Annotated in this window: 15 protein-coding genes; 9 read left to right on the forward strand and 6 right to left on the reverse strand. The window is 56.0% G+C overall.

Annotation, left to right across the window (positions count from 1 at the left end; translation table 11 throughout):
- Nucleotides 1-6: 6 nt before the first annotated feature.
- The 5 genes from AABA21_RS28780 (at nt 7) to AABA21_RS28800 (ending at nt 4,967) form a co-directional block, all read left to right on the forward strand.
- The gene (locus tag AABA21_RS28780; protein ID WP_338255532.1) at nt 7-501 is read left to right on the forward strand and encodes a 3-isopropylmalate dehydratase small subunit; all 495 of its coding nucleotides are present in this window, start codon (nt 7-9) and stop codon (nt 499-501) included.
- Nucleotides 502-618: 117 nt separating this feature from the next.
- Nucleotides 619-1,716, forward strand: coding sequence for an isocitrate/isopropylmalate family dehydrogenase (locus AABA21_RS28785; protein WP_338255533.1), 1,098 nt, complete (start codon nt 619-621; stop codon nt 1,714-1,716).
- A 324-nt stretch (nt 1,717-2,040) separates the two neighbouring features.
- Nucleotides 2,041-3,702: a lysine--tRNA ligase gene (gene lysS, locus AABA21_RS28790; protein WP_338255534.1), complete on the forward strand. Its 1,662-nt coding sequence runs from the start codon at nt 2,041-2,043 to the stop codon at nt 3,700-3,702.
- A 191-nt stretch (nt 3,703-3,893) separates the two neighbouring features.
- A complete protein-coding gene (locus AABA21_RS28795; RefSeq protein WP_338255536.1) occupies nt 3,894-4,136 on the forward strand; it encodes a hypothetical protein in 243 nt (80 codons plus the stop codon).
- 240 nt (nt 4,137-4,376) lie between these two features.
- Nucleotides 4,377-4,967: an SRPBCC family protein gene (locus AABA21_RS28800; RefSeq protein WP_338255537.1), complete on the forward strand. Its 591-nt coding sequence runs from the start codon at nt 4,377-4,379 to the stop codon at nt 4,965-4,967.
- 1 nt (nt 4,968) lies between these two features.
- Here AABA21_RS28800 and AABA21_RS28805 read toward each other — a convergent pair whose 3' ends face one another.
- On the reverse strand, nt 4,969-5,847 hold the full coding sequence (locus tag AABA21_RS28805) for a fumarylacetoacetate hydrolase family protein (RefSeq protein ID WP_338255538.1): 879 nt from the start codon (nt 5,845-5,847) through the stop codon (nt 4,969-4,971).
- Nucleotides 5,848-6,101: 254 nt separating this feature from the next.
- Between AABA21_RS28805 and AABA21_RS28810 the strand changes: the two genes are divergently transcribed.
- Complete coding sequence (locus AABA21_RS28810) at nt 6,102-6,887, forward strand: SDR family NAD(P)-dependent oxidoreductase (protein WP_338255540.1); 786 nt, start codon at nt 6,102-6,104, stop codon at nt 6,885-6,887.
- A 25-nt stretch (nt 6,888-6,912) separates the two neighbouring features.
- On the opposite strand, the gene AABA21_RS28815 is transcribed toward AABA21_RS28810, so the two are convergent.
- Nucleotides 6,913-7,680 carry a 3-hydroxyacyl-CoA dehydrogenase gene (locus tag AABA21_RS28815; protein WP_338255542.1) on the reverse strand — a complete coding sequence of 256 codons (768 nt, stop codon included), beginning with the start codon at nt 7,678-7,680 and terminating at the stop codon, nt 6,913-6,915.
- 269 nt (nt 7,681-7,949) lie between these two features.
- Between AABA21_RS28815 and AABA21_RS28820 the strand changes: the two genes are divergently transcribed.
- Nucleotides 7,950-9,803: a MutS family DNA mismatch repair protein gene (locus tag AABA21_RS28820; protein WP_338255544.1), complete on the forward strand. Its 1,854-nt coding sequence runs from the start codon at nt 7,950-7,952 to the stop codon at nt 9,801-9,803.
- Nucleotides 9,804-9,817: 14 nt separating this feature from the next.
- Here AABA21_RS28820 and AABA21_RS28825 read toward each other — a convergent pair whose 3' ends face one another.
- The 3 genes from AABA21_RS28825 to AABA21_RS28835 all read right to left on the reverse strand — a co-directional run bounded on the left by AABA21_RS28825 (nt 9,818) and on the right by AABA21_RS28835 (nt 12,161).
- Nucleotides 9,818-10,519, reverse strand: a complete 702-nt coding sequence (locus AABA21_RS28825; RefSeq protein ID WP_338255545.1) for a hypothetical protein — start codon at nt 10,517-10,519, stop codon at nt 9,818-9,820.
- A gap of 225 nt (nt 10,520-10,744) precedes the next feature.
- Nucleotides 10,745-11,626, reverse strand: coding sequence for a SirB1 family protein (locus tag AABA21_RS28830; RefSeq protein WP_338255546.1), 882 nt, complete (start codon nt 11,624-11,626; stop codon nt 10,745-10,747).
- Between the two features lie 121 nt (nt 11,627-11,747).
- Nucleotides 11,748-12,161, reverse strand: coding sequence for a DUF983 domain-containing protein (locus AABA21_RS28835; RefSeq protein ID WP_338255548.1), 414 nt, complete (start codon nt 12,159-12,161; stop codon nt 11,748-11,750).
- Between the two features lie 206 nt (nt 12,162-12,367).
- Between AABA21_RS28835 and AABA21_RS28840 the strand changes: the two genes are divergently transcribed.
- Complete coding sequence (locus tag AABA21_RS28840) at nt 12,368-12,808, forward strand: SRPBCC family protein (protein ID WP_338255549.1); 441 nt, start codon at nt 12,368-12,370, stop codon at nt 12,806-12,808.
- 78 nt (nt 12,809-12,886) lie between these two features.
- Here AABA21_RS28840 and AABA21_RS28845 read toward each other — a convergent pair whose 3' ends face one another.
- On the reverse strand, nt 12,887-13,858 hold the full coding sequence (locus AABA21_RS28845; protein ID WP_338255551.1) for an acetylxylan esterase: 972 nt from the start codon (nt 13,856-13,858) through the stop codon (nt 12,887-12,889).
- A 401-nt stretch (nt 13,859-14,259) separates the two neighbouring features.
- On the opposite strand from AABA21_RS28845, the gene AABA21_RS28850 reads away from it, so the two are divergent.
- Nucleotides 14,260-16,023 (forward strand): zinc ribbon domain-containing protein, encoded by a 1,764-nt coding sequence (locus AABA21_RS28850; RefSeq protein ID WP_338255553.1) that lies wholly within the window; start codon nt 14,260-14,262, stop codon nt 16,021-16,023.
- Nucleotides 16,024-16,057 lie beyond the last annotated feature (34 nt).

The following is a 16,057-nucleotide window of genomic DNA, read 5'->3' on the forward strand; positions in this document are numbered from 1 at the left end:
AAAAGAATGGGACGCATCTGGAAAGTCGGTGACAACATCAATACCGACCTGATCATTCCTGGCCGCTACAACGTGACGACCGATCATGCACAACTGGCGAAATACTGCCTCTACGAGGCCTATCCCGAATTTTCCCAGGGCGTGCAGCCCGGCGATATCTTGCTGGGAGGCCACAACTTTGGTTGTGGCTCCTCCCGCGAGCATGCGCCGACCGCCATCCTGGCCAACCAGGTCAAAGTGGTGATCGCGCGCAGCTTCGCGCGCATCTTCTACCGCAACGCAGTCAACATCGGCCTGCCGGTCCTGGTCTGTGAGGAGGCCGTGCTCAACAGCGAAGCCGGACAGGAGCTCGACGTCAATCTGGAGACTGGTGAGATCCGCAATCTCACTACCGGCCAGACCTTCCAGTCCGAGCCGCTCGACCCATTCGTCGCCCGCATCGTGGCCGCTGGTGGCATCATCAATTACATCGAAGCCAACGACGGCCAATTGGTATATTAAAACGCGATATGAATCCCCGTAGGTGCCGGGCTTGCCCCGGCTTGCCGCAACGCGGCTCGTGCCCGGGCGCGCACGTTCCACCAACGCGGGATTCGTGCGTTTTGGGAGAATGGCAATATGCATAACCGACAATTTCATAATCCACCGCTTGTGTGCGTAGTTCCGGGGGATGATGCGGCCCCGGAGGTGGTACGGCCGACGGTAGAGATTCTGCGCGAGTTGGCGCCAGAGATCCGCTTTGCGGAGGCGCCGTGTGGACGCGAGGCCCAGGCGCAGTATGGGACGCCGTTTCCGGATGTGACGCGCGAGGCGATCGACGCGGCCGACTGCACGCTCTTCGGCGCCAGCGGCGGACCCAGCCGTCCGATCCTTTGGTACCTGCGCTGGAATAAGGAAACCTATATCAATGTGCGCCCGGTGCGCTGGATCCCCGGCTACCGCAGTCCCATGCAGCATCCGGAGCGCATCGATTATGTGATCGCGCGCGATAACCTGGAGGGGATGTATCCTCCGCGTGAGGGCGATGTGGCCGAGCTGGCGGCCCTGCCCAGCAGCGGCAGTTGGTGGATGGCTCCGCCGGTCGAGAAGGCGGGCGCCTACTCGATTAAGGTAAGTACCGATGAGCAGATGCAGCGCGTGGCCAATCATGCCTGTGATCTGGCCCTGCAGCGGCAGTCCGCCGGCTATCCCGGCCGCGTCACGCTAGGCGCCAAATACTCGATCCAGCCGCGCACCGATGGCCGTTTCCGCGCCATTGTCAAAGAGGCGGTCAGCCAGCATCCTTCCCTGACCTACCAGGAGTTCCTGGTCGATGATATGGCGCGCCGTCTGGTCGCCTCACCAGAGAATCTGGATGTGGTCGTGCTGGGGAACGAGCATGGAGATATCCTGGCCGACGTCTCCAGTGGTACCATCGGGGGACTGGGTCTCTCACCGAGCGCCTGCTATGGTGAGAACTACGCCTATTTCGAGCCGGTCCATGGGTCCGCCCCCGACCTGGCTGGCCAGGGCGTCATCAATCCTACCGCCATGTTGTTATCGGGCGCGCTGATGCTTGATTACCTGGGGTATAATAAACAGGCAAGTGCTTTAACGTCCGCCATCGAACAGACCTACCGAGAAGGAACCCTTCTCCCGGTCGATCAGGGCGGCCAGGCCGGAACGCATGAATTCGTGCAGGCTATTCGAGCACACTTGCCCGAACATGGATCATAAACGCCCATTCCCCGTGAATAAAGAAAGATAAAATGGGCGCGAGGAAGCGTTGCCTTCCTTATTCTGACCATGAATGAGATCGTAATGTATAACCATTCCGCCGGCAAGAGGCGGAATGGTTATGTTTGGTATATATTGGTTGTGAGGCTCGCCGTACGAGAAGAAATTGCTCGGCATGTCGATGTGTGGATTATTCAGGCTATCCCCTATAGCAATTCTTGCCCTGTCATGAAGACGCTTGCAAGCTAAACTGATACAATAATAGGCATCGAAAAAATACTCAAAGAAGATAGAACGCGAGCTATAATCTGGAGATAGTTAACAATGAAAGCTGATTGGGTAACAAAAGTTGCTGATCGTATAGAAGCCAGTGTGCGACAGCGCAAGGGCGAGAACGCCACCATCGTGTGTGCCTCGGGTATCAGTCCATCGGGTCCGATTCACCTGGGCAATCTGCGCGAGCCATTCACCGTCCACCTGGTGGTTGAGGAGCTGCGTGGCCGTGGCTGGAAGGTGGAGCATATCCATTCCTGGGACGACTATGACCGTCTGCGCAAGGTGCCGGCGGGTATCCCGGCCGAGTATGCGCAATACATCGGCATGCCTTATGCCGATATTCCCGACCCCTTTGGGGAGTACGATTCCTATGCCACGCGCTATATCACCGACTTTACAAACGGCTTGAGTCGCCTGGGTATCCGACCCCGCTATATCCGCCAGTCGCAGGCCTATCGTCGTGGCGATTATCGTGAGCAGATTAAGACGGCGATTCGCCAGCGTGGGGAGATCTTCGATATTCTGGCCGAGTATCAAAATCTTGAGGGCCAGAAAGAGACCGTGGACGAGCGTCGCGCCGCCTATTATCCCTTCAAGCCCTACTGTGATAATTGCCATAAGGACATGACGCACCTGACCTCGTATCGCGATGAGGATGCCTTCCTGAGCTATGTCTGCGATAATTGCGGACACGAGGGCAGCTATAGCCTGAACGAGCGCATCGACGGCAAGCTGGTCTGGAAAGTTGACTGGCCTATGCGCTGGAGCTACGAGCAGGTCGATTTTGAGCCCGGTGGCGAGGACCACTCTTCTCCCGGCAGTAGCTATACCGTGGGACAGCGCATCGTGCAGAAGGTGTATGGCGCCGTGGCACCGCAGTTTATCGGCTACGCCTTTGTCGGCATGGGTGGCCGCTCCAAGATCTCAAGCTCGGTCGGTACCACGGCCACCGTCTCGTCGGCGCTTGAGATTATCGAGCCCGCTATCCTGCGCTGGCTCTACGCACGTCGCGCCAACAACCAGGCCTTTGATATCGATTATGGTCAGGGTCTTCTGCGCCTCTACGAGGAGTGGGACGCTCTGGTACGTCAGATCAACAAAGGAACGGCCAACGAGGTGAATCAGCGCCTGTTCGAGCGCGCCACCCGTACCAGCACCGATGAGATCGTCTATACCCATAAGGCTGTGCCGTTTCCGTTGCTGACCTCGGTCATCGATGTGACCCAGGCCAACGAGGAGCAGGTCCTGCGTATCATCTCGCAGACCCTGCCGGAACTGGAGGATCTGGGCACGCTGCGCGCCGAACTGGAGCCGCGCTTCACCTGTGCCCTCAACTGGGTCAACAACTATCTGCCCGATGATGAGCGCACGCAGATTCGCAGCAGCTTTGATAGCGATGCCTTCGCCAGCTTCTCCGAGATGGACCAGGCCAGCATCCGCATGCTAGCCGAGCGCCTGGACGACTCCTGGAACCTGGCCAGCCTGACCGAGCTGATGTATAGCATCCCCAAGGTTGTACGCGGCATGGCGGTGGATACGCCTCCCAACGATGAGTTGAAGCAGGCGCAGCGCTCGTTCTTTATCGCGCTGTACAACCTGATCTGCGGTCGCGATACCGGTCCGCGCATCCCGACGCTCCTGCTCTCGATTGGCCTGGAGCGTGCCAAACAACTGCTGACGCCCACTGCCGTAGCGGTGGCGCAGAAATAGCTTCAGACAATAAACACCTATGTAATAAGCAGGCGACCGCTCGTGAGCGGTCGCCTGCTTATTTCCCTGGATATGTTAAATAGACAAAATTGTGACTGATTTATAACATTCTCTTTATCCCCTCTTTACATTCTGCTGGCATAATACGAACTGAGAGCACATGTCTCTTCCGCAAGAGGAAGGAGTTTCCGATGAACAATTGTATCTTGCCCGCCCATGAGTTTTTTATTTTTGTGCCAACCAGAAGCGATGGCCACCGTTTCCCAAGCGTTAATTGTATGGAGAAGCATACTGCGTTCGATACCCATAATACGCATGAAGATGCAAGTGCGCCCATGTCCTTGCATTCATGGACGAAGATAGCAGTGGCTGATACGCTCGATGTCTATGCCCGCCTGCGGGAAGGCGAACGCCACGTCAGCTCTTCTAAATAACCTCTCTACGCTAACCGTGAGCTGCTACGGTAGCTTTGCTTGCGGTTTCCAGCAGTGGCTGGTGCTGGATCCACCTCTAATGTATCAATGACTCCATATGCTTTCGTGCTTCGTGCTATGATGAGAGAGAAATGTGTTGTATTGGTACATAGAGTGCGCATCCGCGCACCCCATGTACCAATACAACATGAGCGTTAAACACTAAGTTAAATAGTTGTTGTATAGAAAGTGAGGAATGGCGTGGGTAAGATTACGGTGGAAAAAGAGCGTGTTATCAATGCCAGCCCAGAGACAATCTTTTCCGTTTTGTCTAATTATAAAGAGCAGCGTCCCAGGATGCTGACGCCCAATTTTATTGATTACAGGGTAGAGAAAGGTGGCAAGGGGAGCGGGACGGTCATCAGTTATCTGCTGCGCGCGGCCAATCGGGAACGCGCCTATCGCATGAGTGTTGATGAGGCGGTCAAGGGCCGTGTGCTGACCGAGCGTGACAACAACTCATCGCTGGTCACTACCTGGGTGCTTTCGCCTGTAAGCGGCGATAAAACAAGGGTCAGCGTGGCCAGCGAATGGGAGGGTGGTAAAGGTGTGGGGGGCTTCTTCGAACGAACTTTCGCCCCCCTGGGTCTGCGCCGCATCTATGGCAGCATGCTCACCTCTTTGATTGATATCCTGAGCGTCTCCGATGAGGATGTTACCGCGGTGCAGGGCAAGGAGTATCGCCCGACCGAGAATTTGCGCGGGCTCATCTTCATCTTATCGCTGGTGGTTGGCTTCGCCCTGGGTCTCAACTATATCCAGAAAGCCAATCGCGAGAAGGAGCAGAGATAGGCTAGCGCCTCTGCTTCTGGAGAGCGTCTTTGCCGCGCACGACCGGATTGCGCAGCGTTCCCAGTTGCTCGATCGTGATGTGTACGACGTCGCCCTGTTCAAGCGTAAAGGGCTGATCGGGGACCAGGGCCGTGCCGGTGCACAGGATAGCCCCTGCGGGGAACTCATTGTCGCGATACAGGTATGAGACCAGCTCTTCCAGGCTCCGCTTGAGTCCGTTGGTGTTGGTCTCACCTTCCCAGCAGACCTTGCCATCGCGTTCAATCTGCATCTGCATCGTCAGCTGGCGCGCATCCTCTACGGTCCAGGCCAGGGTGATGCCGGGTCCCAGCGCGCAGCTACCGGCGTAGACCTTGGCCTGTGGGAGGTAGAGGGGATTCTCGCCCTCGATGCTGCGCGAACTGACATCGTTGGCAATGGTATAGCCGACGATCTCGCCATGGGCATTCGTGACCACCGCCAGTTCGGGCTCTGGCACATCCCAGCGCGAATCCGAGCGCACCGCGATCAGCTCATCCTGCCCACTCACGCGATAGGCTGTCGCTTTAAAGAAAAGTTCAGGGCGCTCAGCCTGGTAGACCCGCGCGTAAATATCGGGTGTATCACTCTCCTCTTTACGTGCCTCCTCCGAGCGCTGGTAAGTTACCCCCGCCGCCCACACTTCGGTATCGCCATCGACGGGCGCCATCATCTTCTCTCTCTCGATCACATTGCCGTCCTGTATGACGCGTGAGATCAACTGGCGCAGCTCATCAACGCGTAGACGCAAAAGATCAGACAGGGTTGTATTGGGCGCGGGAAAGGTTCCAATCAGGCGGTCATTAGCCAGCAGCCCCAGGACAGTGGTACCGTCCGTAGAGCGGTAACGTACTAATTGCACAGCTCTTCTCCTTAACATGTTGTGGGCGCGTTACGTCCGTATTGCCGTATTCATTATTACCTGAATTATCGCATGCATGTATGCGATAATCAATCCGTTCTCTACACTCTTCTCAATTACACCATGCTTTTCTTTCCTATGTATAATGTGCAGCGTTGATTATGATAGATATATACCAGGCATACAGTTGAATCCCGGTCTGATTTGCCGTAGAATGCATGCAGTATTGATAAAAAGAGGGAGGGTAGAATTCTATGGGTGCTCTATCAGGGCAGGTCGCGCTGGTGACCGGCGCGGGCGTCGGTATCGGGCAAGCCATCGCCATCGAACTGGGCCGCCAGGGGGCGAAGGTGGCCCTGCATTACGCCAGTAGCGCGGCAGGCGCGCACGAGGCTGCCGCCGAGATTAACCAGCAGGGCGGTACCGCGATTACCGTTTCGGGCAAGCTGGGCGTGGTGGAGGATTGCCGCCGCGTCGTTGACGAGGTGATCAGCCAGTTTGGTGGCATCGATATTCTGGTCAACAATGCCGGTGTTACGCGCGCCGACAAATTTGAAAATATTACGCAAGAGCTCTTCGACGACGTTTTTCACCTCAACATACGCGGTTACTTTTTCTGTGCCCAGGAGGCGGTAAAATCGATGGAGCAGCGCGGTCGTGGCTCGATCATCAACATCACCTCGGTCCATGGCTACGCCGGCTTCACCAACCACTCGGTCTACGCGGCCACCAAGGGCGCCATCATCGCCTTCACGCGCGAGTTGGCTATTGAACTAGCCCCCAGACACATCCGCGTCAACGCGGTTGGCCCCGGTCTGATCGAGGTGCCACGCTACGCCAACATCCCTACCTACAGCACCGAGTTTGGCGACAGCCTTATTCCGCTGGGACGCGTGGGCCGGCCGAAGGACATCGCCCCGGCCGTGGCCTTCCTGGCCTCCGATGCCGCCGACTTCATTACGGGTCAGGTCCTCTACATCGATGGCGGCACCACCGCCAAAATGGCCCTCGATTGGGACCAGGGCGACCATCCTCAATAGAGGATCGCCCCGGTCCGCCGCGCGGTTAGCGAGGTGCCATTCTTATAGCACCATCCAGCCTGATAACCTCGCCATTGAGCATCTCGTTCTCGATGATGTGTCTGGCCAGGGCGGCGTACTCCTCGGGACGTCCCAGGCGCGATGGGAAGGGGACCTGTTGACCGAGGGAGAGACGGGCGGGTTCGGGCAGTCCAGCCAGCAGGGGGGTATCGAAGATGCCGGGGGCGATGGTCATGACGCGAATGCCGTAGCGGGCGAACTCGCGGGCAATGGGCAGCGTCATGCCGACGATGCCTCCTTTGGATGCCGAGTAGGCGGCCTGCCCGATCTGACCATCGAAGGCTGCCACCGAGGCGGTATTGACGATCACGCCGCGCTCACCGCTCTCATCCGGCGTATTCTGGCTCATGACCGCGCTCGTCAGGCGGATCACGTTGAAGGTGCCGATCAGGTTGATATTGATGACGCGGGTAAAGCTCTCCAGGCTGCTGGGACCATCTTTCCCCAGCACCTTTTCTGCCACCCCGATGCCGGCGCAGTTTATGACGCCGTGTAGCGTGCCAAACTGCTTCTGAGCGGCCTGGATGGCCTGTTGCACGCTCTGCTCATCGACCACATTGGTCTGCGCGAACAGGGCCGCCTCCCCCAGCTCTCCGGCCAGGGCCGTCCCCGTCTCCTGATTGAGATCGGCCAGCACCACGTGGGCACCTGATTTCGCCAGCAAGCGTGCGCAGGCCGCGCCCAGGCCTGAGGCCCCACCGGTAATAAAGAATGTTTTATTCTCTACGTGCATCTGATAATCCCTTTCCTCATTGAATAGAGTAGATTGCGTAGATTGGGTCGCATCTGAATGATCAAAAAATATGGCGGAATACATACATTATGGAGATAGCCGCGATATCCGCCAGAGATACGCCTGTCTTTATTGTCTACACAGTTTATGATACCTCGTAACAAGAGATGCTTACAAGTGACCTTCTCTCTTGTCTACAAGCATGCGAAGTGCTAGACTGGAACAATAATCAGTCCATTGTGCCAGACAGGAAAAGGATATATTGTAGAGTGGATAAAAAACAAGAACGATTACAGTTGCTGGAGGCCCAGATCGGGCGCCTGCAACGTCGCATAGATGCCATGACGCCACGCAGTAATGTCTATTCGTGGTCGCGCGTCGCTATCTTCTTCGTGGGGATAGCGCTTGCCGTATTGCTGTTCATTGCCGGACTCTGGTGGCTGGCCATCCCTGTCTTTGTGGTGTTTATGGTGGCTTTTGGGATTATGGCCCACTTTCACGGCTTGATCGACCAGAGCATCGCCCGTCATACGCTGTGGATGCACATTAAGTCCGCCCACATCGCCCGTATCAAACTGGACTGGGAGCGCATGCCCGAGGTGATGACCGAAGCGCCGGTAGAGGGACATCCTTTCGAGATTGACCTGGATATTACCGGTTCGCGCTCGATCCATCGGCTGGTGAACACCGGAGTATCGCGCGAGGGGATGGAGCGGTTGCGCGATTGGCTGCTGCAGACCACGCCGCAGCTAGAGACCATCCAGAGGCGCCAGTCGCTGGTGCGCGAGTTAACCCCGATGACCCGCTTCCGCGATCGCCTGATCCTGAATTCTCTGCTGGCCTCGGGCGGCAGGTCAAACCAGCTGGAGGGTCAGCGGCTGCTACGCTGGTTGGAGCAGCAAAATCCATCGGCGGGCCTGGGCATTCTGTTTGGGGTCTCGCTGATCATCAACGTGCTGACTGCCGTGCTCTTTCTGCTCTCACTCTTTGCTATCGTTCCCCCTCTGTGGGGCTGGTCGCTGGGCGCCAGCGTAATCCTGTTCTTCGCCACCGCCAATCAGCGCGGTGATATTTTTGAGGACGCCTCCTACCTGCGCTACGGCTTTGGCACGCTCAGCGCCATCTTTTCGTATCTGGAGAAATATCCGTATCGCGCCCAATCGCGGCTGCAGGCGTTGTGCGAACCTTTCACGCGACAGAGCGAGTCGGGACCATCGGCTCTGCTCAAAGGGACAGCTCGTATCTCGGCTGCGGCAACCCTCAAGAGCAATGGTATCCTCTGGGTCGTTGTCAACGCCCTTGTACCCTGGGATCTGTACTGCGCCATGAAGCTGGTCCGGTACAAGTCGCAACTGGCTGCCCGCCTGCCCGACTGGCTGGACACCTGGTTTGAGCTGGAAGCCATTTGCTCGCTGGCCGCCTTTGCCTATCTTAATCCTGAATATATCCTGCCTGAGATTGAAACGGAGCAGGAACTACAGCAGAAGGGCCGGGAGCTCTTCCAGGTTGCGCACCTGGGTCATCCTATGCTGCCCGCCGAGAAGAAGGTTACCAACAATTTTGGCTTGCAAATGCTGGGCGAGGTCATCATTATTACAGGCTCCAATATGGCGGGTAAAAGTACGTTTCTGCGTGCCCTGGGCGTGAATCTCTGCCTGGCCTACGCGGGCGGCCCGGTCTGCGCCAGCGCATTTACATCTACCCTCTTCCGCCTGTTCACCTGTATCCGGGTGACCGACTCGGTGACGGAGGGCTACTCTTATTTCTATGCTGAAGTACGTCGCCTGCACTCCCTGCTCGACGCGCTCAAGCAGCCGGGACAGTCGCCCCTCTTCTTCCTGGTAGATGAGATCTTCAAGGGCACAAACAACCGTGAACGCCTGATTGGGAGCCGTTCATTCGTGAAGTCCCTGGTCGGCCACAACTGCGTCGGCCTGATCTCAACCCATGACCTGGAGCTAGCCACGCTGGCTGAGAGCGTGCCCCAGGTTCACAATCAGCACTTCCGTGAAGAGGTGATCGATGGGCAGATGGTCTTTGACTATATCCTCCGTGAAGGTCCGTCCCCAACGACCAACGCCTTAAAAATTATGGCCATGGAGGGCCTGCCCATCGATGGCTAGGATAGGGCGGCTTCTTACCTGGATGGAGGTGGCAGATCAACGCTATCGATCATAGAAGGATCGACTTTTTGGATCAGTAGCGTGGTATCCTCATCCAGGCTGGCCCTCTGGGTATGGATCTGTGGGGAGCGTAGCTCCGGCCTACTTTCGGCCTGCTGACCGTCTTTGAGGATGCCGCCGCCCTGTTCGTAGGCGTGGGGCAGCAAGATCCAGCCGCCGACATAGGTAGAGTGCTCGCTACGCGTCCTGGTCCAGTAGAGGCCCGCGTTGCCTGTGGCCTTCGTCGCCTTCACGTTATAGCTTTTATCCTGTCCCTGGTTATGCACGATGAAGCGGCCGGTGACCTGTTCACGATCAACTTTCACATCCACCGCCCATGCCTGCTTATTCTGCAGGGAGGGTCTTTTAACCCCAACCTCTGACTTCAACGCGTGATTCTGTATCACGACTTTATTGGAGTAGATGGAGGTGAGCGTTGCCACGGCGACGAGCGCTTTGCCCTGATTGACCGTAAAGGAGAGATAATAATCTCGGTTAATTGAGCCGTTGCCCACCTCTACCTTGCCCACGAAGGCGCCGGTGATAGCCTTATCGCTGGCCGACGTTGCGGAGATACTGGAGTTTAGAAGGAGGCTACCTCCCAGTACCAGGAGACAGAGTACAGGCACGGCGATCAAGCGTGTTACAGTGCGTGCAGAAAAAAAGCTTCCTGCCAAAATAGAACCTCCTTGTAGAATGAGTAGAGTGGTAATCTTGCCTTACCGATAAATACGTTGGCAGTGGTGAAGGCGGACTCACGTGATTCATCGACTCTAGCTCATTAATACCTGGAAGAATGGTTGTATCGCCAGGTTGAATGATGCCTAAAAAATAAAGCATGTTATACATGCGGTATCGCCTGTATGATATCAAACCAGCGTAGATGATGCAAGGCAGATGTGTTAATTAAGCTGGGCGATCGTCTGGCGGATCTGCTTGATGTGGTTGCGTATCTCGTAGCGATCGCTGGCTTTGGGATTGCGCTCCAGATACGTCTGCAGGTCTTGCATTGCACGCCCATAGTGTTTGAGCTCCAGGTGGAGCAGGCCACGGTCGCGCTGCTCGACGGTTGCATCTGGCAGCAGCAGTAACAGCAGATCGCTGATGGCCAGGGCATGGGGAAAATCGCCGTGACGGATATAAACGCTTTTCAGGTTATTCAGGATGCGCACCAGCATCTGTCTGGGGGTCACCGGCTCCAACCAGCGCTGGTGTAGCCCTCCCCGGTGATGCGTCCTCTGCTGTATACGCTCAAGGCACTCCGCTTCATTCAGCAACTGGCCCCTGGCAAAGGGATCGATATAGATTCTCCCCTCCGGCCATGAGTATCGCACCATAAAATGGTAGGGGAACCCCATCCCTTCCAGCGGGATGCCCGCGCGTTTGCCCACCTCCATGTAAAGCAATGAGAGGGTAATCGGCAGTCCTGTATGCTCTTCTAACACCTTGTTCAGGAAGCTATTATCGGGATCATAATAGTCGCTCTCATTGCCATGGAAGTGCTCATCTTCAAACAAGACATGGTTCAGCGAGCCGATCAGTTCGAGCGGGTTACTCTGTTCTGTTGTGTTGGAAGCGATTTGCGCGTGCAACTGCATAACTCGTCGTGCCAGCGCGTCGAGGTAGGATAAAGAGGGAACGGGATCTAGATCGGGATAGGCCACCTTCGCTATCTGTAGCGCGGCCTGAGCAAGGTCGATCGTGTTCTCATCTCTACTGACCAGGATTGCGAATTCCCGGTAGATACGTTGTTGTGCAGCCTCTTGTGAAAATTTATCAGTCATGCTCCTGGCATTTAACCATAGAATGCCAGGGATAAGCAAGTCCGCAATGAGTGGCACCACTATAGTCCCATTGCATTTTCTCCTGCCGAATCCCCACGTCATCCCGACGGTTCAGGTGGTGTTAATGATCGCTGCGCACGCCGCGTGAACGCTGCAGAAGGGGGGATTCATCGGGCAGGTCGTTGCCCGAAGTGGGGTTCAAGTAGTGATCCATGGCCAACCAGAGTCCGCGACTGGGGCGGAACAGCAGCAATGGCAGTATCAAGGCGAACGGGCCACCGATCAGCATTACCGGCAAAACCGGGATGCTGGGGGTAACCGCCAGGGGCAGCACAACTGCCGCCGCGATAAGCTCGCTGACCACCAGGTTAATGGCCATAGAACTGGTATAATATCCCTCTTCGCGCTCAAACTTAAACTGGCATACCGGGCAACGCTCATTCATCTTGTAGATGCCGCTGAAGAGCTTGCCTTGCCCGCATACTGGACAACGTAGGAGCAGGCCACGCATGAGTAGTTTCAAAAATCTTTTCATTCAATAATTCTCTGTAACTTTCCGGAACGCAAAGACCGCCGATGAGTGCTTTATCAGGTTACTGATACGTAACTATATGCTTATGTGTATAATTGTATCACGTCGGTGCCAGTCTGTACCGTTTATCTTGCGCTTTAGCATCTCCAGGGTCGGATCTCATATGGAATAATAGCATTGTGTCCATTTATCAGAGGAGGCGAGTTGTGATGCGTTTAGAAAGAAGTATCGCTATTGCCAGGTCAATCGAGGTTGTTTTTGCGTACGTGACCACTATGGACAACGTTAAATCATGGTTACCCGTCAAAGATATCCGGGCCATTTCAGAGGGGCCCATGCGTGTAGGCTCCACTTATGCGCAGACCGCCGTCTTTATGGGACGACAATTTGACTCTACGATCGAGATTACCCGCTATGAGCCTCCGCGCCTGTTCGCCTTTAAAATGATCCAGGGTCCTTTCCCACTGGCAAACACCATGACCTTCGCCTCCACGCCCGATGGTGGGACCATGCTGACGGTGATCGGAGAGGCTGAACCCGGCAATACCCTCAATTTTGTCGGACCCCTGGTGACGCCGATCGTGAAGAAGCAGCTAGAAAACCAGGTCACGGCCTTGAAGAAAGCCATCGAGGCTATTCCAGCAGGCTAACGGGTAGCAAGAAGGATGCGCCATGCGTTGCCGCGGCAACGCATGGCGCATCCTTCTTGCTATATCTGGGTGGAACGTTTAGCGGGCCAACAGGGAGCGGGCAAAGCTCCACTTCTCGATCTCGTGGAATTCGCTGCCGCCTTCATGTCCGTTGTAGGGATAGACCTTGAGCGTCTTTGGACAGGTGAGATGGTTATAGACGGCGAAGCCGGTCGATGGTGGACAGATCGTATCGAGCAGACCCACCGAGAGCAGGGTTGGACACGTGATGCGTGGCGCCAGATTCAAGCCATCAAAATAGCTCAGGGTACGATAGCTCTGCTCAACATCGTAGGGATGCTTCTTCCAGAAATCGACCAGTTCGCGGTACGGACCATCCCCAAACATCTCGATCGCGCGCCGGAAATGGCAGAGATACGGCACATCTGGCATGGCAGCGGCGATACCTTTATCTGTGGATAGTGCAGCCACCGCGATAGTCAGGCCGCCGCCCTGGCTCCCGCCGGTTAGAATAATCGGACCCGTCTCCTCGCGGCTACGCACAAAATCAACGGCGCGCACGCAATCCATATACGCGTAGCGATAGTAATAATTCTCCGGATCTAAGATGCCCTTTGACATGCAGCCCAGAATGCTGCCGCTACTGTACGTATTGTTATCAGGGGTCTCCCCATTCTGTCCGCGTGTATCCACGGCGAAGACACAATAGCCCTGCAACGCCCAGTTCATCTGGCGCACCGGCAACCCCTTGGAATCGCTATAGCCATGATACTGAACCAGAGTTGGCGTCTTACCATCAACCTCCAGACGATACGGCTTCTGGGGTACAAGATACCAGCCAGCCACGCGCGTATTCTGTCCAAAACCATCGTAACGGACCCGGTACACCGTCACACGATCACTCGGGAATGGATATTCCTCAACGCTGGCATTTAGCGGTTGTCCGTCGCTCTCCCTAACCGTCCGCGCCCAGAAAGCATCAAAGTCGCTCTCCGCATTTAACGCCGGATGATACTGCTCCAATTCAGCCAATGGCATATCGACAATCATAGATATATTTCTCTTTCTCCCCCTGGTGAACGCAATACAACGCCGCAAATATATAAATAAATGATAATCGCGAGCATAAGCCCTGTCAATGAAATGCCGGCAGCCAATCAGGCTGAAATTCAGGAGAATCGTGCCTGCGGCCCCTGACTTTTCACTCCTCCTTTTAAAAAAAGGTGGCCGCGTATGCGGAAGCCCGAAAGGGGGCGCTCAAGCTCCTATAAAGAAGATGTCGAAGATAATGATAACTGAACAGCATAGGGATAGGATATAATAGGGTTGCTGACAGTTGCTAAATTTGATGAGCTATCCGTAACTATCCTGAACTTCCTGAAAGATTGCCCCACGCAAGCTACCGTGCTATACTGTGGCAAAAGGACACATGTTCGTCAAAGGAGAAAAGGGTGCGTGCAGGTCGTCTTGTTCAAGCTCTCACCTACGATGTGCGTCTGCCCGACGAGGCCCAGGCCGATGCTCTCCGTCTGCTTGATGCCTCGCGCCAGGTAGTAAATCAGGCGTTAGAGATCCTGTGGCCGAGTCTTTCCGAGTTTGGTGAGCACACGCGCGGGCCAGCCTGGAAACAGGTCGGGCAATATATCGGCAGCCCTCAGCCACATGGAGACCGCCAGTGGCGATGTGAGAGTGAGGTTGTTGGGAGGCTGTTGCGCCAGCAAGCTGAGCGAAAAAAAGCGTTTGAGCTGATTGCCCCGATCCTCTGCGATGGCTTCATTCGGCCTCAAACAGAGAAGCGGCCACCGGGAAAAAACCGCCCGGCCATCAAAGAGGCCATAGCCGCTTTGCCGAAGAGCCTGGATGACGACGAAACCAGCTTTGTCACGCTTCAGAACGTCATTGAACAGGCGTGCAATCACTTTTTACGAATGGACCAGTGGCCTGCATCCTACGAGGATCTGCAGCCGATTCCGCTGCTCAAAGTCGGGATGCTCACCTACGCTGGCGACGATGGCCGTGAAAAAGGGCAAGCATACAGAATGAGCCTGGACCTGGATACGGGCGTGGCGCGGTTCCGCTTTCGATACCCCGATGAGCAAGGGATATGGCGCTGGCGCAAGGTAGACACGATCATTTCGTTACCTGCGTGCTTGAAAGAGCGCCTGACAGGTTCCCAACTCCTGGCCCCAACGTTGCGGGAAGAGTGCCGGACAGATGGGAAGCGGTTCGCCGTCCTTGATGTCATCGTCGAGGTCGAAAAAGAGACACTCTCTGGCTGGGAGAGCGTTGAACGAGTGTTGGGGGCCGATTGGGGTGTCCACTCCCTCTTCACCGCAACGGCTGTGGATGAACACAGCCAACAGGTGAGCAGGCCCTTTTTCTTGGAGACCGGCTCTTTCGATGGCCGCCAGGCACGCACGCGCCGCCAGATCGACGTGTTGAAGAAGAAGGTGGCACGGTACAAGCAGGAACGAGACGCACTCGCCCCTGATCATCTGAAACGGGCCTGGTATCAGGAACGATTGGCCCTGTATGGGCGCGAGATTGCGCGGTGCTGGCGCAAGTATGAGCAGCGCAATCGTGCTCTGGCGCATCTGGCAAGCAATGTTTTGCTGCTGCTCGCCCGCGTGCATGGCTGCTCTCTTCTCTCGATGGAGTCGCTCAAAACCTTGAAAACGACTGGTCGAGGACGAGGGGTGCGTGGGCGCTGGCGCAACTATTGCAACAACACGACCGTTCGTGGGGAGATTTGGCACCTGCTGCGCTACAAATGCCACCTGGAGGGCCTGCGCTTTCAGACGTGTCCCCCACGAGGCACTTCTCATACCTGCCCACACTGCAGCACACCTGCCAAAACGTATCGCGCTCCCGACCAGCGCAGCAAGGATATTCGTTGGGGGCGCTGGATGTGGTGTGAAGAGTGTGGCTTTAATGGTGACCGCGATTACTGCGCCTCGCTCAATATTGCCCGTCTGGGCGTGGCCTATCTCATCTCAATGAAACTCACGGGCAATGCGCGCTCTTGCTCGATCACTGACCCACGGGTGAAGCCAGTTTCGTATACCGGGACTGGCTCGGCGCTGCTGTTGCCGCCGACGAACTCCCCTGTTCGCCCGATGCTTTCGGGAAAGATGTGTTACTATCCTGGTTGGTATGGTTCGGCTTTCCTTCAATCGTCACAGCCCAAGGCTGTTTTCCTTCGATTGTGCGGATAGCTGTATCCTGCATAGGATAGTATCGCGTTTTAGC

Source organism: Dictyobacter halimunensis, from assembly GCF_036245075.1.